Origin of the sequence: Burkholderia sp. Bp9004 (genome assembly GCF_003858025.1) — a bacterium.
Classification (GTDB): Bacteria; Pseudomonadota; Gammaproteobacteria; order Burkholderiales; family Burkholderiaceae; genus Burkholderia; species Burkholderia diffusa.
In genome coordinates, this window is sequence record NZ_QTQD01000004.1 from 204,298 (window position 1) to 226,975 (window position 22,678).

21 protein-coding genes are annotated in these 22,678 nt (G+C 68.8%); 14 read left to right on the forward strand and 7 right to left on the reverse strand.

What is annotated here, in order from left to right; translation table 11 throughout:
* Positions 1-109 precede the first annotated feature (109 nt).
* From DIE08_RS06970 to DIE08_RS06980, 3 genes are all read left to right on the forward strand, one after another.
* Complete coding sequence (locus DIE08_RS06970) at positions 110-574, forward strand: GNAT family N-acetyltransferase (RefSeq protein WP_059601347.1); 465 nt, start codon at positions 110-112, stop codon at positions 572-574.
* Positions 574-1,149, forward strand: a complete 576-nt coding sequence (locus tag DIE08_RS06975) for a hypothetical protein (protein ID WP_124901411.1) — start codon at positions 574-576, stop codon at positions 1,147-1,149. The genes DIE08_RS06970 and DIE08_RS06975 overlap by 1 nt, the downstream gene beginning before the upstream one ends.
* Positions 1,150-1,310: 161 nt before the next feature.
* Positions 1,311-2,687: an FAD-containing oxidoreductase gene (locus tag DIE08_RS06980; protein WP_124901412.1), complete on the forward strand. Its 1,377-nt coding sequence runs from the start codon at positions 1,311-1,313 to the stop codon at positions 2,685-2,687.
* A gap of 247 nt (positions 2,688-2,934) precedes the next feature.
* Here DIE08_RS06980 and DIE08_RS06985 read toward each other — a convergent pair whose 3' ends face one another.
* On the reverse strand, positions 2,935-3,828 hold the full coding sequence (locus tag DIE08_RS06985) for an SDR family oxidoreductase (RefSeq protein ID WP_124901413.1): 894 nt from the start codon (positions 3,826-3,828) through the stop codon (positions 2,935-2,937).
* A gap of 94 nt (positions 3,829-3,922) precedes the next feature.
* Between DIE08_RS06985 and DIE08_RS06990 the strand changes: the two genes are divergently transcribed.
* From DIE08_RS06990 to DIE08_RS07005, 4 genes are all read left to right on the forward strand, one after another.
* On the forward strand, positions 3,923-4,792 hold the full coding sequence (locus DIE08_RS06990; protein ID WP_124901414.1) for a helix-turn-helix transcriptional regulator: 870 nt from the start codon (positions 3,923-3,925) through the stop codon (positions 4,790-4,792).
* Between the two features lie 227 nt (positions 4,793-5,019).
* Entirely contained in the window at positions 5,020-6,249 is a 1,230-nt protein-coding gene (locus DIE08_RS06995; protein ID WP_124901415.1) for a cyanate transporter, read from the forward strand.
* 151 nt (positions 6,250-6,400) lie between these two features.
* Positions 6,401-7,171 carry an ABC transporter substrate-binding protein gene (locus DIE08_RS07000; RefSeq protein ID WP_059601335.1) on the forward strand — a complete coding sequence of 257 codons (771 nt, stop codon included), beginning with the start codon at positions 6,401-6,403 and terminating at the stop codon, positions 7,169-7,171.
* 526 nt (positions 7,172-7,697) lie between these two features.
* Positions 7,698-9,263 (forward strand): methyl-accepting chemotaxis protein, encoded by a 1,566-nt coding sequence (locus tag DIE08_RS07005; protein ID WP_124620890.1) that lies wholly within the window; start codon positions 7,698-7,700, stop codon positions 9,261-9,263.
* 106 nt (positions 9,264-9,369) lie between these two features.
* Here the strand turns inward: DIE08_RS07005 and DIE08_RS07010 are convergent, their stop codons facing one another.
* The 6 genes from DIE08_RS07010 to DIE08_RS07035 form a co-directional block, all read right to left on the reverse strand.
* On the reverse strand, positions 9,370-9,753 hold the full coding sequence (locus DIE08_RS07010; RefSeq protein ID WP_124620888.1) for a hypothetical protein: 384 nt from the start codon (positions 9,751-9,753) through the stop codon (positions 9,370-9,372).
* Between the two features lie 131 nt (positions 9,754-9,884).
* On the reverse strand, positions 9,885-11,357 hold the full coding sequence (locus DIE08_RS07015; RefSeq protein WP_124901416.1) for an amidohydrolase family protein: 1,473 nt from the start codon (positions 11,355-11,357) through the stop codon (positions 9,885-9,887).
* Positions 11,358-11,460: 103 nt separating this feature from the next.
* The gene (locus DIE08_RS07020; RefSeq protein ID WP_059601323.1) at positions 11,461-12,939 is read right to left on the reverse strand and encodes a sodium:solute symporter; all 1,479 of its coding nucleotides are present in this window, start codon (positions 12,937-12,939) and stop codon (positions 11,461-11,463) included.
* On the reverse strand, positions 12,936-13,157 hold the full coding sequence (locus DIE08_RS07025) for a DUF3311 domain-containing protein (RefSeq protein ID WP_124901417.1): 222 nt from the start codon (positions 13,155-13,157) through the stop codon (positions 12,936-12,938). Before DIE08_RS07025 ends, DIE08_RS07020 begins: the two co-directional genes overlap by 4 nt.
* Before the next feature lie 39 nt (positions 13,158-13,196).
* Positions 13,197-14,312, reverse strand: a complete 1,116-nt coding sequence (locus tag DIE08_RS07030) for a porin (RefSeq protein ID WP_059601819.1) — start codon at positions 14,310-14,312, stop codon at positions 13,197-13,199.
* A 331-nt stretch (positions 14,313-14,643) separates the two neighbouring features.
* Positions 14,644-15,543 carry an IclR family transcriptional regulator gene (locus DIE08_RS07035; protein ID WP_124901418.1) on the reverse strand — a complete coding sequence of 300 codons (900 nt, stop codon included), beginning with the start codon at positions 15,541-15,543 and terminating at the stop codon, positions 14,644-14,646.
* 294 nt (positions 15,544-15,837) lie between these two features.
* Here DIE08_RS07035 and DIE08_RS07045 point away from each other — a divergent pair, with 294 nt between their 5' ends.
* The 7 genes from DIE08_RS07045 to DIE08_RS07075 are packed head-to-tail and all read left to right on the forward strand — an operon-like array spanning position 15,838 to position 22,671.
* Positions 15,838-16,920 carry an ABC transporter ATP-binding protein gene (locus tag DIE08_RS07045; protein WP_124901419.1) on the forward strand — a complete coding sequence of 361 codons (1,083 nt, stop codon included), beginning with the start codon at positions 15,838-15,840 and terminating at the stop codon, positions 16,918-16,920.
* Entirely contained in the window at positions 16,921-17,910 is a 990-nt protein-coding gene (locus DIE08_RS07050) for an ABC transporter permease (RefSeq protein WP_124901420.1), read from the forward strand.
* On the forward strand, positions 17,907-18,701 hold the full coding sequence (locus DIE08_RS07055) for an ABC transporter permease (RefSeq protein WP_124901421.1): 795 nt from the start codon (positions 17,907-17,909) through the stop codon (positions 18,699-18,701). The genes DIE08_RS07050 and DIE08_RS07055 overlap by 4 nt, the downstream gene beginning before the upstream one ends.
* Positions 18,701-19,048, forward strand: a complete 348-nt coding sequence (locus DIE08_RS07060; protein ID WP_124901422.1) for a (2Fe-2S)-binding protein — start codon at positions 18,701-18,703, stop codon at positions 19,046-19,048. Before DIE08_RS07055 ends, DIE08_RS07060 begins: the two co-directional genes overlap by 1 nt.
* On the forward strand, positions 19,045-20,484 hold the full coding sequence (locus tag DIE08_RS07065) for an NAD(P)/FAD-dependent oxidoreductase (RefSeq protein ID WP_124901423.1): 1,440 nt from the start codon (positions 19,045-19,047) through the stop codon (positions 20,482-20,484). Before DIE08_RS07060 ends, DIE08_RS07065 begins: the two co-directional genes overlap by 4 nt.
* On the forward strand, positions 20,477-21,628 hold the full coding sequence (locus DIE08_RS07070; protein ID WP_124901424.1) for an FAD-binding oxidoreductase: 1,152 nt from the start codon (positions 20,477-20,479) through the stop codon (positions 21,626-21,628). Before DIE08_RS07065 ends, DIE08_RS07070 begins: the two co-directional genes overlap by 8 nt.
* A complete protein-coding gene (locus DIE08_RS07075) occupies positions 21,625-22,671 on the forward strand; it encodes an ABC transporter substrate-binding protein (RefSeq protein ID WP_124901425.1) in 1,047 nt (348 codons plus the stop codon). The genes DIE08_RS07070 and DIE08_RS07075 overlap by 4 nt, the downstream gene beginning before the upstream one ends.
* The last annotated feature ends 7 nt before the right edge of the window (positions 22,672-22,678 follow it).

Sequence of the window (22,678 nt, forward strand, 5' to 3'; positions counted from 1 at the left end):
GTCGATTCCCGACGGTGAAGTCGACGATTCTGGCACGCTTCGCGGGCCGCCGGAAGCATCCGCGCACTGCTATGCTGGGTGCCGTTCCCGCCATCGCGCCACGCCCCCAATGATCGAGATTCGCGCCGCCCGCTATCCCGACGATGCCGCCGTCGTCGAAGCGATATTCCGCGAGTACATCGCGAGCCCCACGGTCAGCCTCGCGTTCCAGGACTATGAGCCGGAACTCGCCGCGCTGCCGGGCAAATACGCGGCGCCGCGCGGGCAATTGCTGCTCGCGTGGCGCGCCGGGCGCGTGGTCGGCTGCGCGGCGTTTCGCGAAATCGACGCGACGACGTGCGAGATGAAGCGCGTATACGTGCGTCCCGAGGCGCGCGGGCTGAACGTCGGCCGCCAGCTCGTCGAGCGGCTGCTGTGCGACGCGAAGGCGGCCGGTTATGCGCGGATGTGTCTCGACGTGCTGCCGGAATTCGTCGCCGCAAGGCAACTGTATGGTTCGCTCGGCTTCACGCCGGCACCGCCCGTTGCGTTCAATCCGGTGCCCGGCACCGAGTTTCTCGGGCGGGATCTGTGATGGGCACGACCGCGCACCGTGCCCTCCTCGCGCTGCTCGCCGCGCTGTCGTCCGGCGCACGGGCCGACGGCCTGCCGCAATCCATCGCGACGCAACTGCCGTCCGGCTACCAGCCGTTCGTCGCGCAGGAAGGGCCGGACCTCGGCGACGGACGGCGCAGCTTTCTCGTCGTCGTGCATCGCGCGGCCGATTCGCGCGGGCAGCCGTCGCCCCGCCCGCTGCTGATCTTCGAGGAGCGGCCCGATCACGCGTACCGGCTCGCCGCGCGCAACGACCACGTGGTCCTGCGCGCGAACGAAGGCGGCCAGTGCGATCCGTTCGATCCCGAAGACGCCGCCGACAGCGGCCTCTCGGTGAAAGGCCGCTATTTCACCGTGCAGAACTTCGTCGCGTGCGGGCAGCACTGGAGCGACTACGTGACGTTTCGCTACGACCCGCGCACCCACGGCTGGCTGTTCTCCAGCGAGATCTACACCGAATCGTTTCCGCTCGACGACAAGCCCGACGAAGTCACCGTCATGCGCGCCGATGCGCACCGGCCGGTGACGTTCGGCCAATGGCGGCGCACGGACTGAAAAACCGTGGGCGAACGAGGTTCCGCCGCTTGCATCGACGCAACTCGCCTCCCCCCGCCAACCGGTCTACCATAGGCGCTCGTCGCCGTTCGGGCGCGCGCCGACGCGGCATGCGTCTTGCGCGCCACCCTTCCCACGTTGAACCAGCGCAGGAGGACGTCATGACGCAACACTTCGACGCGATCGTCATCGGCACGGGCCAGGCCGGTCCGCCGCTCGCCGCGCGGCTCGCGGGCGCCGGCATGAAGGTCGCGGTCATCGAGCGCGGCCGCTTCGGCGGCACCTGCGTGAACACCGGCTGCATTCCGACCAAGACGCTGATCGCGAGCGCGTACGCGGCGCAGCTTGCGCGTCGTGCGGCCGAATACGGCGTGTCGGTCGGCACCGTCAGCGTCGACATGAAGGCCGTGAAGGCGCGCAAGGACCAGATTTCCGGCCGCTCGAACCACGGCGTCGAGCAATGGGTGCGGGGGCTCGACAACACCACCGTGTTTCAGGGTCATGCCCGATTCGAGCGGGCGAACGCGGTACGCGTCGGCGACGAAGTGCTCGAAGCCGGCCGCATCTTCATCAACGTCGGCGGGCGCGCGCAAATCCCGCCGATGCAGGGCCTCGACGCGGTGCCGTACCTGACCAACTCGACGATGATGGACGTCGACTTCCTGCCCGAGCATCTCGTGATCGTCGGCGGCAGCTACGTCGGGCTCGAATTCGGTCAGATGTACCGCCGCTTCGGCGCGCAGGTCACGATCGTCGAGAAAGGGTCGCGCCTGATCCGTCGCGAGGACGAGGACGTCTCGCAGGCCGTGCACCAGATTCTCGCGAACGAAGGCATCGACGTGCAGCTCGATGCGAACTGCCTGACCGCGCGGCGCGACGGCGACGGCGTCGTGGTCGGCCTCGACTGCACGGGCGGCCGCCGCGAGGTCGCGGGCTCGCACCTGCTGCTCGCGGTCGGCCGCGTGCCGAACACCGACGATCTCGGGCTCGAGCAGGCAGGCGTGGCGGTCGACGCGCGCGGCTACATCACGGTCGACGACCAGCTGCGCACCAACGTGCCCGGCATCTGGGCGCTCGGCGACTGCAACGGACGCGGCGCATTCACGCACACCGCGTACAACGACTACGAAATCGTCGCGGCCAACCTGCTCGACGACGATCCGCGCAAGGTGTCCGACCGCATCACCGCGTACGCGATGTACATCGACCCGCCGCTCGGCCGCGTCGGCATGACGCTCGCGGAAGCGAGGCAGACCGGCCGCCGGCTGCTGGTGGGCACGCGGCCGATGACGCGGGTCGGCCGCGCGGTCGAAAAAGGCGAGAGCCAGGGCTTCATGAAGGTGATCGTCGACGCGGACACCCATGCGATCCTCGGCGCGTCGATCCTCGGCGTGACGGGCGACGAAGTCGTGCACGGGTTGCTGGACGTGATGGCCGCCGGCGCGCCGTACACGACGATCAGCCGCGCGATGCACATTCACCCGACCGTGTCGGAGCTCGTGCCGACGCTGCTGCAGGACCTGCATCCGGTCGAATGAGGCGCGAATGAGGCGCGACCGGCGGGCGCGCATCCGCTTCCCGCGCGTCCGGTTTGCGCTTGCGTTGCGCGCGGCGCCCCGGCGTCGAACCGTGTGCGAAGAGGGCCGTTCGCGTTCGACGACATCGCCCAGGCCCGTCGGCGCATGGAAGCCGGCGCGCAGGTCGGCAGGATCGTCGTGACCGTCTGAACGTTGCGCCGCCGGGCGTGCCGGTCGGTAACGACGGCACGCCTCGCGCATTCGCGCATCAGGTCTCGAAGTACCGCGGCCGGTCGATGTCGGCCAGCAACCCCGGCTGCACCGGCGCCCAGTCGAGCGACGCCCGCGTGCGCTCGCTCGTTGCGGGCGCATCCATTCCAGCGAACATCGCGAACCAGCCGAAGTGCTCGCCGGCTTGCGCGGCCGATTTCGACACGACCGGCACGTTCAGCCGGCGGCCGATCACCTCCGCGATCTCGCGGAACGGCACGCCCGTATCGTCGACCGCGTGATAGCGCGCGCCGGGCGCGCCGCGTTCGACCGCGAGCCGGTACACGCGCGCCGCATCGAGCCGGTGCACGGCCGGCCAGCGGTTGCCGCCATCGCCGAGATACGCCGAGGCGCCCTTCTCCCTCGCGAACGCGATCAGGCGCGGCACGAAGCCATGATCGCCATCGCCGTGCACGGACGGCGGCAGGCGCACGACCGACGCGCATACGCCGCGCGCGTCCAGCGCGGCCGCCGTCGCTTCCGACGCGCGCGGATAGGTCGCCGACACCGGCACATGCGGATCGTCCTCCGTCGCCGCGCGGCCGGGTGCGACGAGCGCGAGGCCCGACGTGACGACCAGCGGCCGCGCCGACCCCGCGAGCGCCGCACCGATCGTCTCGATCGCGCGGCGGTCGAGCTCGCAGTTTTCCGCGAAGCGCGAGAAGTCGTGATTGAATCCCGTGTGGATCACCGCGTCTACGGCCTCGGCGCCGCGCGTCAGGCTGTCGAGATCCTCCAGCGACCCGCGATGGACATCGGCGCCCGCGGCCGCGACCGCCGCGGCGGCCGCGTCGGACCGCGCGAGACCGAGCACCGCATGCCCGGCGGCCACGAGTTCGGCAACGACCGCGGAGCCGACGAAGCCCGACGCTCCCGTAACAAAGACACGCATTTCGACACCTCCGAATGAACGAGAGGCTTACTATCTGTCGACCGTCGCGCGCGGTGAAGACGTGACGGTTTACCGGTAAACGAACTAACAGGCTATGGCTGACGCATCCGACAACCTGCTCGGCGCGTACCTTCGGGACCGCCGCGAGAAACTCGATCCGGCCGCGCTCGGGCTGCCCGTCGCGCGCCGCCGCACGCCGGGCCTGCGGCGCGAGGAAGTCGCGCAGCGCGCGCACGTGAGCGCCGCGTGGTACACGTGGCTCGAACAGGGCCGCGGCGGCGCGCCGTCGGCCGACGTGCTCGACCGGCTCGCCCGCGCGCTGCTGCTCAACGACGCCGAACGCGAGCATCTGTTCCTGATCGGCCTCGGCCATCCGCCCGAGGTGCGCTATCACGCGAGCAGCGATGTCACGCCGCGCCTGCAGCACGTGCTCGATTCGCTCGACGCCAGCCCCGCGATCGTGCGCACGGCGACGTGGGACGTCGTCGCGTGGAACGACGCGGCCGCCGCGACGCTGACCGACTATGCGACGCTGCCGCCGCCCGCGCGCAACATCCTGCGGCTGATCTTCGTCGATGCCGGGGTGCGCTACGCGCAGCAGAACTGGGAACGCGTCGCGCGGTTCGCGGTGGGCGCGTTTCGCGCCGACATCGCGCGCGGCGGGGCGACGCAGGCCGTGCAGACGTTCGTCGACGAGATGCGCGCGACGAGCGCCGAGTTCGACGCGATGTGGCGCGACCACGACATTCATTCGCATGACGAAGGGACGAAGGAGATTCGTCACCCGCGAGCCGGCCGGATCGCGCTCGAATACTCGGCGTTCTCGGTGACCGGCCGCCCGGACCTGAGTCTCGTGATCTTCACGCCAGCGACGCCGGCCGATCGTGCGCGCATCCGGACACTCGTCGCCGCGCGTGAAAAGGCCCGCGAACGGGACGACGGACCGCACGTGTCGGCCGCCTAGCGTGTCGAATCTGCGCCCGGAGCCGCTCCCGGATTCGCACCCGGCGCCGCGCCCGAAACGGCCACGCCGCCCGCCCCGACTGCGTCGCCCATCGGGCCCCGTCACACCGCGCCCATCCATCACATTCCGCACTGACACCCAGTCGAATATTTAATTTTCACCTGGGTAAGCACGCCTTTACCCTTTCGGCATCGCATCACAAGGCCACTGGCCCCTGGAGCATTCCGATGACCGACCCCGGCACCGCACACGCCGTTTCCCGCCCGCACGCGGCCTCCGTATCCTGCGGCGCACTCGCGTTGCTGGTGCTCGCCGGCCTCAACCTGCGTCCGTTCCTGACCGCATTCGGCCCCGTGCTCGACATCGTGCGTGCCGACACCGGCCTCGGTTTCCGCGCGGCCGCGCTGCTGACCACGCTGCCGTTCGTGCTGATGGGCGTCGTCGCCGGCGTCGGCGTCGGGCTTGCACGACACGTCGGCGAGCAGCGCGCGCTCGCCACCGCGCTGGCGCTGATCGCCGCGGGCTGCATCGCGCGGCTGTGGACCGGAAACAGCACCGGGCTGGTCGTCACGGCGGTCGTCGCGGGCGCGGGCGTCGCGGTGGTCCAGTCGCTCGCGCCGGGCCTCGCCAAGCGCTGGTTCGCCGACCGGCTGCCGCTCGCGATGGGGCTCTATTCGGCGGCGCTCGTCGGCGGCGGCGCATTCGGCGCGGTCGCGAGCCCGTGGCTCGCCGCGCACGGCGGCTGGCATCTGTCGCTCGCCGTCTGGGCCGTGCCCGCGCTCGTGACGCTCGCGCTGTGGCGCGCGAAGGCGCCGCGCGACGCGGTGCATGCCGCGACGGTATCGGCGCCCGTCACCGCGTTCGCCCGGATTCCGCGCGCATGGCAACTCGCGCTGTTCTTCGGCCTCAGCAACAGCGGCTACGCGAGCCTCGTCGCGTGGCTGCCCGCGTTCTATCGCAGCGTCGGCATGAGCTCGCAAGCGAGCGGCAACCAGCTCGCATGGATGGCGCTGTTCCAGGCGGCCGGCGCGCTCGCGATGCCGCTGCTCGCGAAACGCTCGCACGATCGCCGCCCCGTGCTGTGGCTCACGCTCGCGTTGCAGGCGGTCGGCTTCGTCGGCTTCGCGACGGTGCCCGCGCTCGCGCCGTGGCTGTCGGTCGCGAGCGTCGGCGTCGGGCTCGGCGGATTCTTCTCGATGAGCCTGATCGTCACGCTCGACCACTTGCCCGATGCGCGGCTCGCGGGCGCGCTCGCCGCGTTCGTGCAGGGCATCGGCTTCCTGATCGTCGCCGCGAGCCCCTGGCTGATCGGCTGGCTGCGCGACGCGGGCGGCGGCTTCGCGATCGCGTGGTGGCTGCATGTCGGCGTGATCGCGTTGATGGCCGCGTTGAACGCCGCGTTCTCTCCCGACGGCTATCGGCGCAGCATGGCGCGCATCGCCAGCGCCGCGCACTGACACCGAGCCACCGGATTCCCCGATCCGGACGATCGCCGGCATCCGCCGGCGCTCGTCCAGCCGCCCGCGCACGGCCGGGCGCGGGCCGTCACGCCCACCGGCCGCACATTCGCTTCACCGCACACCACAACAATCGATCATGGAGACAATCATGAAAAAGCTCGTCATCGCCGTCGCGCTTGCGCTGACGGCAGGCGCCGCCGCCGCGAAAGACCCGGCCGTCCTGCGCCTCGGCGTCGATCCCAGCTACGCGCCGTTCGAATCGCTCGCACCGGACGGCAAGCTCGTCGGCTTCGACATCGATCTCGGCAACGCGATCTGCGAACGCATGAAGGTGCGCTGCGTGTGGGTCGAGAACGCCTTCGACGGGATGATCCCCGCGCTGAAGGCGCGCAAGTTCGACGGCGTGCTGTCGTCGATGAGCGTGACCGAGAAGCGCCTCGCGCAGATCGCGTTCACCGACAAGATCAACAACGTGCCGCCGCGCCTCGTCGCGCGACGCGGCTCGAACCTGCAACCGACGGCCGGGTCGCTGGCCGGCAAGAGCGTCGGCGTCGAGCAGGGGTCGACGCAGGAAACCTATGCGCGCACGTACTGGGAACCGAAGGGCGTCATCGTGCGCACGTACCAGACGCAGGATCTCGTCTATCAGGATCTGATTGCGGGCCGCCTCGACGCGTCGCTGCAGTCGTCGGTGCAGGCCGATCTCGGCTTCCTGAAGACGGCGAAGGGAGCGAACTTCGAATTCGCGGGGCCGCCATTGCACGATCCGAAGACGCTCGGCGTCGGCTCCGCGATCGGCGTGCGCAAGGATGACGACGCGCTGCGCACGCAGATCAACCAGGCGCTCGCGAGCCTGATTCAGGACGGCACGTATCAGCGAATCGCGAAGAAGTATTTCTCGTTCGATATCTACAACTGACGGATGCGAGCGGCTGCGGCCGCCTGCCGATGCGAAGGGGCGTCGCGCGCGAGCGCGATGCCCCGTTCCTGCTTTCGGCAACCGGTCCGCGAAGTTCTCTTTGACCAGCCGCCTGTGCAATTGCGCCGCTCGATCGTCTGACGACCACCGCGCGATCGACATGTGGCGCGAACGATGCCCCGCGATGACCGCAACGGCCGACGGCGAACGCACGACGGCCATGCCCGGCGCCTCCCGCCCGCTCGCGATCGCCAACGGCGAGTGCGCGTCGCTTCGCGGCGGCGATGCGTGCCTCGGCCGTCGGCACGCCGTTCACCACGGCAACGTATCCGCCCTCCACCGCCGCCCTTCTGTCGCATTCGTCCAGATTCGCGTCGCGTGCAGATAAAACCTCCGCGCCGCGCCTGCCGTTAACCCGTTCGCAACCCTCGCGCCCCGCATTTCGACGCGGCGCGCCGTCGTCGTTCGTGATCCGGAATCCACATCCGCCGTCGGCCGCCCGTCGGGCCGCCGGCAAGGGAACGTCATGCGAAAACTCACCATCCGCGGCGGGCTCGTCGCGACCATCGCCGGCTATACGGCGCTGCTCGTGCTGGTCGTCGGCGCGTGCATCGCCGCCCTCTACGCGGGCAACGGCTCGCTCGAAGCGATGTACCGCGACGACACCGCGTCGCTGCTGCACCTGAAAACCAGCTCGGAGCGCATGCTCGTGCTGCGCGAACGCGTGAGCGACGTCGCGCAGATCATCAGCGCCGGCCAGCCCGCGAAGGCGGAAATCGCGCAACTGCACACGCTCCTCAAGCAGAGCGACGACGAACTGGACGCGTACACGCGCCTGCACACGCGCGACGCCGACGAGCAAGCGCTGTTCGACACACTGCGCAATCGCCGTCGCACGCTGCTCGACCAGGTGTTCCTGAAGGCGATGTCGCAACTCGATCACGACAACGCATTCGACTTCCTCGACACGCACCGCACCGCGCCGCCGGCACTCTTCACCGCCTACCAGGAAGCGATCGACGCACTCGAATCGTTCCAGGTCGCCCGCCAGAAGGCGCGCTACGATGCAGCCGGCGAGCGCTTCCACCGGATCGTGTGGGCCATGGTGGCGGTCGCGCTGTTCGCGCTGATCGTCGGCTTCCTGGCGCAGCGCGTGCTCGCGAAGGCGATCATCGCGCCGATCCATCTCGCCGTCGCGCATTTCGACAGGATTTCGAAAGGCGACCTGACCGGCACGGTCGTCATTCCCGGCGAAAACGAAATGGCGTATTTGCTGAATGCATTGAAGCGGATGCAGGACGGCCTCGTCGAAACCGTGAATCAGGTGCGCTCGAGCACGGAGACGATCGTCGGCGACGTCCGCACGATCGCGAGCGGCAACGTCGACCTGTCCGCGCGCACGGAGCAGCAGGCCGTGTCGCTGCAGCAGGCGGCGGCGAGCGTGGAACAGCTGACGGCGACCGTGCGGCAGAACGCGGACAACGCGCGCGATGCGCGCACTTACGCGCAAGGCGCGGCCGGCATCGCATCGAAAGGCGGCGACGCGATGCAGCGCGTCGTCGAAACGATGTCGGCGATCTCGCACAGCTCCACGCGGATCTCCGGCATCGTCGGCGTGATCGAAAGCATCGCATTCCAGACGAACATCCTTGCGTTGAATGCCGCGGTCGAAGCGGCACGCGCGGGCGAACAGGGGCGTGGCTTCGCCGTGGTGGCAACCGAGGTGCGCGGGCTCGCGCAGCGCTGCGCGTCGGCGGCGAAGGAGATTCGCGAACTCATCGGCCACTCGGCGCAGCGCGTCGAAGACGGCAGCGGCCTCGTCGCACTCGCCGGCTCGGCGATGAACGAACTCGTCGCCGCGGTCGAGCGCGTGAATGCGATCATGGGCGAAACGAGCATCGCATTCGACGAGCAATCTGCCGGCATCGAGCAGGTGAATGCCGCGGTCATCCAGATGGAGCAGACCATGCAGCGCAATGCCGCGCTGGTGGAAGAAGCAGCCGCCGCGGCGCTGTCGCTCGAGGATCAGAGCGCACGACTGAGCGATGCCGTCGCGCAATTCCGTCTTCGAGATGTGGCGGCGGCGGCGTGATGTGACCGGTCCGACCGGTGTCGGGCCTGCCGGCGCGGCACGACACCCGAGCCGCGGCCCGGTGTCGTTGCCGGCAAAATGTGGATCGTCCGTGGGCCGCTCGCGCCTAGGCCGCCCGTGCCAGCAGGTCCATCGCGAAGGACTTCGCGTGCGCGACGGCCTCCTGCGCGTCGGGGAATACGCCGAGCTGCTCCCAGCGCTCTTCGGCCGCGTAGGTCCCTTTCACGGCGAGCGCCCGCTGAACGCGCAGCTGGGCTGCGAACCCGCCGTCCTCAAGGGGGCGCGCCGTCGCGACGACCTTGTGCGGGGGACTGGCTCTCTCCGGCTGATGCCACTCGACAGGACCGTCCGGCACGCCGGCAATCGTCAACTCGTTCCTGGCCTTGCAGTCCGGGCAGTAGAAACACCACCCCGCTTCTTCGCGACTGGGCTTGACCTGACCGCGAGCCAGCACGGCGCGGCATTCAACGTTTTCGCAGATGAACGGCATAGCAGTCTCCGGAGTTGTTTGACGGAAATCCTAGCATGTCCGTCGGCGGCGAAACCAGAAAAAAACCCGGCCCGAACCGGGCCGACCTCGCCGTCATTGCACCGCGCAAACCACTGCCGCCACGGCGGCGTTCAGTAGCGACTGCGCCCCCACAGCGTCTTCGGCTCGTCGAGCAGGTGCCGCAACCCGCTGCGCGCGATCATCGTCTCCGCGACCGTCGTCACGCGCTCGAGAATCTCGTTCTCGTCGACCGACAACACGCGGCGATCGTCCATCAGCACGCGTCCTCCGACCATCGTCATGCACACGTCGGCCGCGTTCGCGAAACACGTCACGCGATACACGGGCATGTTCATCGGCATCATGTGCGGGCGGAACAGATCGACGAGGATGACGTCGGCGAGTTTGCCGGCTTCGAGCGAACCGATTTCGTGATCGAGCGACAGCGCCTTCGCCGCGTCGATCGTCACCATCTCCAGCACCTTGCCGTGCGGCAACACGTCCGGGTCGCGGAAGTGGCGGCGATGGTAGTGCATGCACTGCCACATGTGTCGGAACATGTCGTAACCGCGATCTGGCGCCGCGCCGTCCGACGCGATCGCGACGGTCACGCCCGCATCGATCAGCTCGGGCACCGGGCAGCGGCCGATGATCGACATGATCGCGCTCGGATTGTGGACGATCGCGGTGCCGGTTTCCACGCACGCCGCGATGTCGTCGTCGGTCAGGTCGATGCTGTGCGACATGAACGACGTCGGGCCGAGCAGCCCGAGTTCGCGATGCGCGAACGCGAGCGTGCCCGCGCGATGCCCGTCCTGTGTGAACGTCAGGCCGCGTGCGCGCGCCAGCGCGCCGTAGCGCGCCGCCTGGTCGCGGAAGTCGCGCTCGTACCGCGCGACTTCGGGGTCGTGCTCGGGACCGTACACCGGCAGCGTGAGCGCGATCCGGATCCGGCCGCCGGCATCGCCATGGCACGCGTCGACGATGCGCTCGCACACGTCGTACATCGTGTCGAAATCGACGTCGCGCGTCTCTCTGCCGTCCGGCCCGTGGCGCGTGTACGCGCGCGGCGCGGGTGGGCGCGACGGGCCAACCGCCACGATCGAGCGCGTGCCGGTGCGCACGACCGCATCGCAATGGCGCCGCGCGTAGACGGGATCATCGACGCGCATGATCGAGTTGCCACCGCCGAGCAGCGACACGCCCGTCGTCACGCCGGCCTTCAGCCGTTCGAGCGCCGCGAGGTGCGATTCGGTTTCCCAGAACGCCTCGTCCGACGCGCGCGTATAGATCGTCTCGGCCGCGGCCGACCACGCATCGCCGTCCGCGCCGCCGATCGTGCGCAGCATCGCGTGGCCCGCGTGCGCATGCGAATCGATCAGGCCCGGCAGTACGGCCTTGCGGCGCGCGTCGATCGTGCGCGCGGCACGGAAACGCGCCTGCAACCCGGTGGTGTCGCCAACGGCGACGATGCGATCGCCCTTCACGGCAACCGCGCCGTTCTCGATCACGCGCCGCTGCGGGTCCATCGTGATCACGCAGCCGTTCGCGATCAGCGTATCGATTGCTTCGCGCCGATCGTCGGCTTTGTCCTCGGTCGTCATCGCCTGGTGTCCTGTTGGAATGCGAAATGGTTAAGGGGCCGCCGAACGGAAAAACCGCCGGGCGGCTGCCCGGCGGCTCGACGGCGGCATGTCGATCGTGACGTCATGCGGAGCGGACGGGTGCCGCCACTCGCGCCTTCAGCTTGCGCTGCGCCGCGCTGATCGCGATGAACACGACGGCGTTCACGGCGAGCGCGACCAGCCCGGGGTTGATCGACGTCAACGTGCTCGATGCGCCGGGGAACAGCGAGGCGAGCGTCACGCCGTAGTAGTTCGTCATCGCGATCACGATCGCACCGGCGACGATCCCGGCGAATGCGCCTTCCCGCGTGCCGAACGGCCGCTTCAGGAAGCTCGACGCGAGCATCGGCACGAGCTGGGTGAGCAGGCTCGACGAGAAGATCGCGAGCGTGACGAAGGTGGCACCGCCGCGCAGCACGAAGTAGACGACCACCAGCGTGAAGATCGGCAGCGCGATTCGCGCGACGCTCGTCACCTCGCGATCGGTCGCATTCGGCGCGAAGCCATCGCGGTAGATGTTGCGCGCGATCGTCGTGGATGCGTTCAGCATGATCAGCGAGCCCGGCACCAGCGCGGTCAGCAGGCCCGTGCCGCCGACGATGCCGACGAACCACGCGGGGAACGTCTGCTTCACGAGGCGCAGCAGCGCGAGATCGGTCTGCGCGCCTTCGAGCCCGTGCACGGTCATCACGGCCGCGAAGCCGACGAGGAACAGGAACGCGATCAGCACCTGGTACAGCGGCATCAGGATCACGTTGCGGCGCAGCGCGCGTTCGTCCTTCGCGACGTAGATCGCGGTGAAGCCGTGCGGATACAGGTAATAGCCGAGCGACGTGAGCAGGATCGTCGAGTTGTACCAGCTCAGGTTGAAGCCGTGCTCGGGCATGCGCAGCAGTTCGGGATGCGCGGCGTCGATCTTCGCGAACATCTCGCCGAGACCGCCGTAATAGTGCATCGGCAGGTACAGGCCGAGGAAGATCGCGATCGCGAGGATCAGCACGTCCTTGAAGATCGCGATGCTCGCGGAGCCGTGAATGCCCGACACGACCATGTAGACCGCCATCAGCGACGCGGCGATCCAGATCGCGGCCGATTGCGGAATCAGCCCGTACGACATCTCCGACACGATCACGCCGAGGCCACGCAGCTGGATCATCAGCAGCGACACCATGGCGAACACGGCCACGACCGACACCAGCACGCCGATCGCGCGGCTGTCGTACTTCGACGCGAAGTAATCGGCGAACGACACGAGCCCGCGCTCCTTCGCGTAGCGCCACACCGCGGGCAGCATCCAGTAGCCGATCACGAACGCGAGGCAGCCGTACGACAGGATGTAGAACGCAGGCACGCCCTTGCTGTAGGTCCAGCCGCTCGCGCCGAGGAACGAGAACGTCGAGAACGCCTCGCCGGCCATCAGCAGGAACGTGAGCAGCGAGCCGAAGCCGCGCCCGCCGACCGCCCACTGTTCGAGCGTGAGCTTGCGGCCGCGCCGTGCCATCACGCCGATCGCGAGCGCGAACACGGCGAACGCCGCGATGATGAGGATCGATGCGTTCATCGCGCGTCTCCCGTGCGGCCGTCGCGGGCCTTATGGCCCTCGCCGCGCTCGTCGAGGTGGAACAGGATCGCGAGGATCGCGGCGGTCGCCGCCATCCAGATCAGGTTCCAGACGAGCAGGAACGGCAGGCCGAACAGCAGCGGCCGCACCTCGGCGATCGAGCCGCCGGTGTACATCCCGACGAACGGCAACGCCGCCAGCAACAGTTTGAATTTCATCTATGTCTCCTCCGGAAGACGCGCGAACGCGTCAGGGCATCAGAACTTCTGGCGGATGCCGACCACCGCCGCCACCTGCGACGTCGTCGACGACGGGCCGTCGGTGCCGTCGATCCACGCATGGCCCACACCCGACGACGCCTTCTGGTAGAAGCCGTTCACGTACACGTCGGTGCGCTTGGACAGCAGGTACTGAACGCCGGCCGACACCTGCTGGTAGTGACCGTCGTCCCCGCCGCGCGCGACCTTCGTATACGTGTAGCCGGCCGCGGCCATCAACGCGGGCGTGATCAGGTAGCGCACGCTGCCTTCGTAATTGCTGAAACGCAGCGCGCCGCCCGTCGCCTGGCCGAAGTTCGAGCCCGTGTACAGCAGCCCGAGCGTCGCCTGCCCGATCGCATAGCTGCCGCCCGCGCCCCAGATCTGCTGGCGCACCGCGTTCGACAGGCCGGCGCCGAACACCGACGCCGAGCCCGGGTAATAGTTGTCGGACGCGACGGCGCCCGTCGCGCTGGCCGCCGGATGGTTCACGCGCGCATAGGCGGCACCCGCGTTCAGCGGCCCGTTCGCATACGTGACGCCCGCGCTCCACGTGTTGTCGTTCGAGAAGCCCGTCGAGTTCGAAAACCCGACCATCAAGTTCGCCTGCAGGCCCGCGATCGTCGGCGACACGTACTTGACCGCGTTGTTGGTGCGGAACGTGTTGTTGATGTCGTCGTTGTCGAACGGATGCGTCGAGTACTGCGCGAGGAAGCTGCTCATCTGCAGCGAACCGAGGATGTCCTGCGTCGAGTTGTACTGGCGGCCGAGCGTCACCGCACCCCAGCTCGCGCCGCTCAGGCCGACCCATGCCGAGCGGCCGAACATCCGGCCGCCCTGCCCGAGCGCGCCGTTCGCGACGTTGAAGCCGTTCTCGAGCCGGAAGTTCGCCTTCAGGCCGCCGCCGAGATCCTCGGTGCCGATCAAGCCCCAGCGCGGGCCCGATTCGTTGCCGCCCGTGAACTGCCACAGCGCATGGCCCTTCGCGTTGTTCGTGTAGGTCACGCCGGCGTCGACGATCCCGTACAGCGTCACCGTCGACTGCGCGTGCGCGGCGCCGGCGAACATCATCGCAATGGCCGCGCTCATGCACGCGACGCCCGTCTTCCTGCCCATCGTTCGCACCATCTCCGTCTTCTCCTCTCCAAACCGTCTTGTCGATGTTGTGTTGTGTTTTCTCGATGCTGGCCATACGCGCCGGTCGGCTTGTATGGACAGTGGCTGGATGGTATCCAGCCGCAATCGCATCAAGAAATGAAATGTTCAACTGGCCGGCAGTTGAAAATCAAATGGAGACGGACGAAGCGGAGGTGGGCGGAAAAAGCGCGCGACTGAAAGCAAACAGAAAGCATCGAGACCCGCGTGACGTGGCGCACTTTGCTCAGACGTGAATGGCACGTGTAAGCAAGCTGACGAAACGGCGACGCGTGATGCGGCTATGCGGCGGCTACGCGGTTTTCCCGGACAGCCCGTGCATCGGCCGCCGCAATGCGGCGTCGAACGGGTTCGTGCGCGGGCCGATCGCATCGGCCTGGCGCCGCAGCAGTTCGACGACCATCGGCATCCGGTCGTCACCGAGGCGCGACGCCAGCGTGCCGACGCTCAGCGCACCGACCGGATAACCGGTGCGGTCGAGGATCGGCACCGCGACGCCGGCCATCCCGTCAAGCACGCCGCTGTTGCGCCCTGCATAGCCGAGCTGGCGCACGCGTTCGATCTCGGTGCGCAGGTACACCTCGTCGAGCACGCCGTAGCCGCGAATGCGCGGCACGTTGAAGCGGATCACTTCCTCGCGCTCGGCTTCCGGCAGGAACGCGAGGATCGCGAGGCTGCCCTGCCCGACGCCGAGCGCGATGCGCCCGCCGATGTCGCCGGTGAACGAGCGGATCGGGAACGGCCCTTCGCACAGATCGAGACACACGGCGTCGAAGCCGCTCTTCACGAGCAGGAAGATCGTCTCGCCGAGACTCGCGCACAGCCGCAGCAGCGCGGGCCGGCAAAGCGTACGCATGCTGCTCGGGTTGCCGGCCAGCGCGGCGAGCGCGAAGAAGTCGACGCTCAACCGGTACAGCTTCGACTGCTCGTCCTGTTCGACCATCCCTTCTGCGATCAGCGATTGCAGGATCCGATGCGCCGTGCCTTGCGTGAGGCCGACGGCCTTCGCGAGGTGCGTGACGCGCACGCCGTCCTGCTGCATGCCAGCCAGCGCGCGCAGGATCGCGAACGCGCGCTGCAGCATGCCGGTGCCCGGCGCGCCGGCCGCGTCGGCGGCATCGGCAGCGGCGTCCTCGTCCGGGGACGGCATGCGTGCGGCACGCGACGTTCCGCGCGAATGCGGTTCCTGCATGCGAGTTCTCCTCGATGATTTCATTGAACGGAATATGCCAGACGCCATTGTCGTGCCGCCGAAATGCGTCGGGCATCCGGGTGTGCACGGGATTGACGCGCGCTTTTCACCGCCTGGCCAGCCTTCATTCAACGGAACGATTTTTCTTCCATGCCCAAAAGTATTCCGCCAATCGGAATTTTTCAGAAATTCATCCCGCTGAGCAGAATTCCAAATTGACGCTCCCCAATATGGCTGGCTAGAGTCCGCGTCAATGACGCACCGGCCATCCGGTGTGCGAACCCGGAGCTCCCCATGTCGTTTCTCACGCTTACGGATCTGACGAAATCGTTCGGCGAGCTCACCGCCGTCGCCGACGTCAACCTGTCGGTCGAACAAGGCGAATTCGTGTCGCTGCTCGGGCCGTCGGGCTGCGGCAAGACCACGACGCTGCAGATGATCGCCGGCTTCGTCGACGTCACGCGCGGCCGCATCGCGCTCGACGGTCAGGACATCACGCACATGAAGCCGAACCGCCGCGGGCTCGGCATCGTGTTCCAGAGCTATGCGCTGTTTCCGCACATGAGCGTCGCGGAAAACGTCGGCTTCGGCCTCGACATGCGCGGCGTCGACAAGGCGGAGCGCGCCGAGCGCATCCGCGCGGCGCTCGCGCTCGTGCGTCTCGATGCGCTCGCGCACCGCTTTCCGCGCGAGCTGTCCGGCGGCCAGCGGCAACGTGTCGCGATCGCGCGTGCAGTCGTGATCGAACCGCCGGTGCTGCTGCTCGACGAGCCGATGTCGAACCTCGACGCGAAGCTGCGCGAAGAGATGCAGTTCGAACTGCGCGCGATCCAGCGCAAGATCGGCACGACGACGATCATGGTCACGCACGATCAATCGGAAGCGCTGTCGATCAGCGATCGCGTGGTCGTGATGGAAGCCGGCCGCATCACGCAGACCGATACGCCGTATCGCGCGTACGAGCGCCCGGAGAACCACTTCGTGTCGCAGTTCATCGGCAAGGCGAACCTGCTGCCCGGCACCATCGTCGCGAACGACGGCGACGCGATCCGCATCGACCTCGGCCACGATCTCGCGGAAACGGGCCGCACCGCGCACCTGCCGGCGCGCGAGCGCGACGTGCGCATCGGCGACGCCGTGTCGGTGTGCATCCGCCCTGAAAAACTGCGACTGTGCGCGCCGGGCGCGGGCCGTTTCGCCGCGACGGTCACGAGCCGCTTCTTCCTCGGCAGCCAGTGGCTGTACCGCGTCGACAGCGCGCTCGGAGAAGTGCTCGTGTGTTGCCAGAACGAAGGCGCGGAGCCGCTCGCGGAAGGTGCGCCGGTCGGCGTCGACTGGCACAGCGACGCGGTGCGCGTGATGCGGCGGGAGGCCTGAATGGGACAGCCTGCCCGACCGCTCCCGACCGACGGCACGCCGGCCGCGCTCGCGCAATCGGCCGGAGCCGCTGCGTCGGTCGATACGGCGCCGCTCCGCGCCACCAGTGGCCGCACGCTGCGTGCGTCATGGCGCGCCCATGCGCCGCTGTGGCTGATGTGCGCGCCCGCGTTCCTGCTCTTCGCCGCGCTCGTGCTCGTGCCGCTCGCGATGACCTTCGCGCTCACGTTCTACCGCTACGATCCGGCCACGGGCCCGATTGCCGCGTTCCAGTTCGGCAACTACGCGGAAGTGCTCGGCTCGTCGTACTTCCACACGATCTTCGCGCGCACGTTCGGCATCGCCGCGCTGACCACCGCGATCTGCGTCGCGATCGGCACGCCCGAAGCGTACGTGCTGTCGAAAATGCGCGACCCGTGGCGCTCGCTGTTCCTGCTCGCGATCCTCGCGCCGCTGCTCGTGTCGGTCGTCGTGCGCGCGTTCGGCTGGAGCATGCTGCTCAACACGAGCGGGCTCGTGAACCAGGCGCTCGGGCTCGTCGGTCTCGGGCCGTACAAGCTCGAATACACGACGTTCGCGATCGTGATCGCGCTGGTGCACGTGATGCTGCCGTTCATGGTGATCCCCGTGTGGACCGCGCTGCAGCGGCTCGATCCGCAGACCGAGCACGCGGCGCTGTCGCTCGGCGCGTCGCCGTTCACGACGCTGCGCCGCATCGTGGTGCCGCAGCTGATGCCGGGCGTGCTGTCCGGCAGCCTGATGGTGTTCGGGCTGTCGGCGAGCGCGTTCGCGATTCCGGGCCTGCTCGGCGGACGCCGGTTGAAGGTCGCCGCGACCGCCGTCTACGACGAATTCCTCGGCTCGCTGAACTGGCCGCTCGGCGCGACGATCGCGGTGCTGCTGCTGGTCGCGAACCTCGTCGTGATGCTCACTTACTACCGCGTGCTCGAACGCCGCTATGCGCGCAGCCTCGGAGGCGCTTCCCGATGAGAAAGAACGGCCCGTTCGCCCTGGCGTTCCACACGCTCGTGATCCTGTTCGTGCTCGCGCCGCTCGTGATCGTCGTGCTCGTCGCGTTCACGCCCGACGAAACACTGACGCTGCCGACGCACGGCCTGTCGCTGCGCTGGTTCCGCGCGATCCTCGACTATCCGGACTTCGTCACCGCATTTGCCAACAGCGTGAAGCTCGCGTTCGCGTCGGCGACGCTGTCGCTCGCGATCGCGTTGCCCGCCGGGCTCGCGATCGGCCGCGCGGCGTTTCCCGGCCGCGCGTTCCTGAACGGCCTGCTGCTGTCGCCGCTCGTGATCCCCGGCCTCGTGCTCGGCATCGCGCTGCTGCGGTTCTTCGCGCTGATCGGCGCGACCGGCTCGTTCGCGTGGCTGGTGCTCGCGCACATGATCGTCATCACGCCGTTCGTGATGCGGCTCGTGCTCGCATCCGTCGCCGGCCTCGATCGCAGCGTCGAACAGGCCGCGTGCTCGCTCGGCGCCGATCCGTGGACGACGTTCCGCCGCATCACGCTGCCGATGATCGTGCCCGGCATCACCGGCGGCTGGCTGCTCGCGTTCATCAACAGCTTCGACGAACTGACGATGTCGATCTTCGTCACGTCGCCGCAGACGGTCACGCTGCCGGTGCGCATGTACATGTACGCGACCGAATCGATCGACCCGATGATGGCGTCGGTGTCGGCGCTCGTCATCTTCATCACCGCCGGCGCGATGCTGCTGCTCGATCGCGTGTACGGCCTGAACCGCATCCTGATCGGCCAACACTGATGACGACTTCCGTTTCCCGTTCCACCGGCATCGCGGACGACGGCGCGCAGTTCGTGCGCATCGCCGAACGCGAGCGCGCCGCCGTCGCGTTCACGCTCGACGGTCGTCCCGCGCACGCGCTCGCCGGCGACACCGTGCTCACCGCGATCCTCGTCGCGCAGCGCCGTGTGCGCGTGAGCGAATTCAGCGGCAAGCCGCGCGCGGGCTTCTGCCTGATCGGCGCGTGCCAGGACTGCTGGGTGCGCACCGAGGCCGGCGCACGCGTGCGCGCATGCTCGACACCGATCGTCGACGGCATGCGGATTCTCACCGGCGCGCAGCCCGCCGCAGCCGGAGATGCATCATGAACGACGCATTGCGACCGGTGATCGTCGGCGCGGGACCGGCCGGCGTGCGCGCGGCCGAGGCGCTGGTCGACGCGGGGCTGCGCCCCGTCGTGATCGACGAGAACGCGCGTTGGGGCGGACAGATCTATCGTCAACCGCCGGCCGACGGTGCGTTCGCGCGCGGCAAGCACGTGCTGTACGGCTTCGAGGCCGCGAAGGCCGATGCCGTGCACCGGACCATGGCCGCGCTGCTGCCGCACGTCGATTACCGGCCGAACACGCTCGCATGGGCGTGTGGCGCGGGCCGCGTCGACGCGCTCCAGGACGGCCGCGAGACGACCGTGCCGTTCTCGCACCTGATCGTTGCGAGCGGTGCGACCGATCGCATGCTGCCGGTGCCGGGGTGGACACTCGCCGGCGTCTACACGCTGGGCGGCGCGCAGGTCGCGCTGAAGGCACAGGGCTGCGCGATCGGCAGCCGCATCGTGTTCGCGGGCACGGGACCATTGCTGTACCTCGTCGCCTACCAGTACGCGACGGCCGGCGCGCAGGTCGCGGCGGTGCTCGACACGAGCCCGCTGCGCCAGCAGGCGGCGGCGGCTCCCGCGCTGCTGCGCATGCCGTCCACGTTCGCGAAGGGGCTGTACTACATCGGGTGGCTGCGCGCGCACGGCGTCGCGATCGAAACGGGCGTCACGCTCGAGCGCGTGCTCGGCGATCGGCACGTGACGGGACTCGCTTGGCGCGCGGCCGGCGGCGACGCGCCGCCGCGGCTGCTCGACTGCGATGCGCTCGGCCTCGGCTTCGGGCTGCGTTCGGAAACGCAGCTTGCGGATCTCGCCGGCTGCCGGTTCCGTTTCGATCCGCTCAACCGCGCATGGCTGCCAGAACGCGACGCGGCAGGCCGCACGTCGGTGCGCGGAATCTACGTCGCGGGCGACGGTGCCGGCATCGCAGGCGCCGACGCGGCCGAGGCGTCCGGGCGACGCGCGGCACTGGCGCTACTCGACGATGCGGGCATCGAGACGCCGTCGCCCGCGCGTTCCGGCAAACCCGATGCGGCGATGCTGGAACGCACGCTCGCCCGGCTCGGCACGTTCCGCGCGGGCCTCGAAGCAGCGTTCGCGCCGCCCGCCGCACTCGCCGCGCGCTGCCCGGACGACACGATCGTGTGCCGCTGCGAGGAAATCGACGCGGGTACGCTGCGACGCTGCATTCGCGGTGGCGAAGCGACCGAGCTGAATCGGTTGAAGGCGCTGACACGCGCCGGGATGGGCCGCTGCCAGGGCCGCATGTGCGGCGACGCGACCGCACTCGTGCTCGCCGCGGAAACCGGCCGCTCGCTCGCGGACGTCGGTCGGTTGCGCGCGCAACCGCCGGTGAAGCCGTTTCCGATCTCCGCCGCGCTCGCGGGCGACGATGTCGCGGCGATTCCCGACGAGGCGCGCGATGAGTGACCTTCGCCACTACGACGTCGCGATCGTCGGCGGCGGGCTCGTCGGTGCATCGGCCGCGCTGGCGCTGACGCGGCGCGGCTTGCGCGTCGCCCTGTTCGAGCGCCGCGACTGTGGCGCACAGGCGAGCGGCGTGAACTACGGCGGCGTGCGCTGCCAGGGCCGCCCGGCCGAACAGCTGCCGCTCGCGCTGCGCGCACGCCGCATCTGGGATCGCCTGCCGGAGCTGATCGGCATCGACGGCGAGTTCGTCGTGTCGGGCCATTTGCGCCTCGCGCGCAGCGACGCCGATCTCGATGCACTCGACGCCTATGCGGCGCTCGCCGGCGAGCACGGCCTGCCGCTGCAGGTGATGCGCGGCGATGCGTTCCGTCGCCGCTATCCATGGCTCGGCCGCGCGGCGGTCGGCGGGTCGCTGTGCGCGACCGACGGACACGCGAACCCGCGCGTCGTGTCGCCCGCGTTCGCGCGTGCAGCCCGCGCGGCAGGCGCCGACGTATTCGAGCACGCGCCGGTCGACGATGTCCGGTACGACGGCACGCGCTTTCACGTTCATGCGGGCGACCACGCACGCACCGCAACGTGGCTGATCAATTCGGCCGGCGCTTGGGCGAACACGATCGCAGAGCGCTTCGGCGAAGCCGTGCCGATGGAGCCGATCTATCCGAACATGTGGGTGACCGAACCGCTGCCGCCGTTCATCACGCACAACCTCGGCGTGTACGGCGGCGGCGTGTACGCGCGGCAGGTCGCGCGCGGCAACTGCGTGATCGGCGGCGGGCGCGGCAGCGGCGACGGCGACTTCGGCCAGCCGTCGGTCGATACGACACGCTCGGTGATGCGCGATGCGTGCGCGCTGCTGCCCGCCTTGCGCGACGCGCTGCTGATCCGCACGTGGAGCGGCGTCGAAGGCTGCACGCCGGACCACAACCCGATCATCGGCGCGAGCCGCACCACGCCGAACCTGCTGCATGCGTTCGGCTTTTCCGGCGGCGGCTTCCTGCTCGCGCCGGGCGTCGGCGAGGTGCTCGCCGATCTCGTCACGACCGGTGAAACCGCCACGCCACTCGATGCATTCTCGATCGGACGCTTCGCACCGCGAACCATGCCGACCGCCCCTTTCCGTCAAGAGGAGACCCAACGATGAAACTGCTCGGAACGATCGCGGCGGCTGCCGCCCTCTGCATCGCAGGCGCCGGCGCGCCCGCGTTCGCGCAAACGAAGACGATCTACGTCGGCATGAACGGCGGGCCGATGGAAAAGGCCTACACGAGCCAGGTGCTGCCCGACTTCGAGAAGGCGAATAACGTGAAGGTCGTCGTGGTACCCGGCACGTCATCGGACGTGCTCGCGAAGCTGCTCGCGAACCGCAACAAGCCGCAGATCCACGTCGCCTTCCTCGACGACGGCGTGATGGCACGCGCGGTCAGCCTCGGCGTGTGCCAGAAGCTCGACGATTCGCCGGTGCTGAAGGAGCTGTACCCGTTCGCGCGGATGAAGGATGACGTTGGCGCAGGCGTGCAGCTCGGGATGACCGGCATCGCGTACAACAGGAAACTGTTCGCGGAAAAAGGCTGGGCGCCGCCGACGTCGTGGATGGATTTCGCCGATCCGAAATACAAGGGCAAGGTCGTGTTCCAGTCGGCGTCGAGCAGTACGTTCGGGCTGCACGGATTTCTCGCGATCAACCGGCTGCTCGGCGGCAACGAACAGAACGTCGAGCCCGGCTTCAGCAAGTGGGCGAGCACGGTCGGGCCGAACGTCGTCGAGTACATCCCGAACTCGGCGAAGATCTCCGAGATGGTGCAGACCGGCGAGGCCGGCCTGTTCCCGCTGACGCCGACCGGCGTCGGCGACCTGCAGGACAAGGGCATCCCGGTCGCGTATGCGAACCCGAAGGAAGGCCCGGTGCTGCTGCTCGTCGACCTGTGCGTGGTCGCGAACAACCCGGATCCGCAACTGGCCCAGAAGCTCGCGCAGTTCCTGCTGTCCGCGCCGGCGCAGACGAAGGCGGCCGAGGCCGGCAAGCAGATCCCGACCAACCGTCTCGCGAAGATGCCCGCCGCGATGCAGCAAAGCCTCGGCAACGTCGACGAGCTGGTGCGCAAGGTGACGGTGGTCGACTGGACGGCGATCAACGCGCGCCGCGCGCAGTGGGACACGCGCTGGAACCGGCAGATCGAGCGTTAACAGGCGC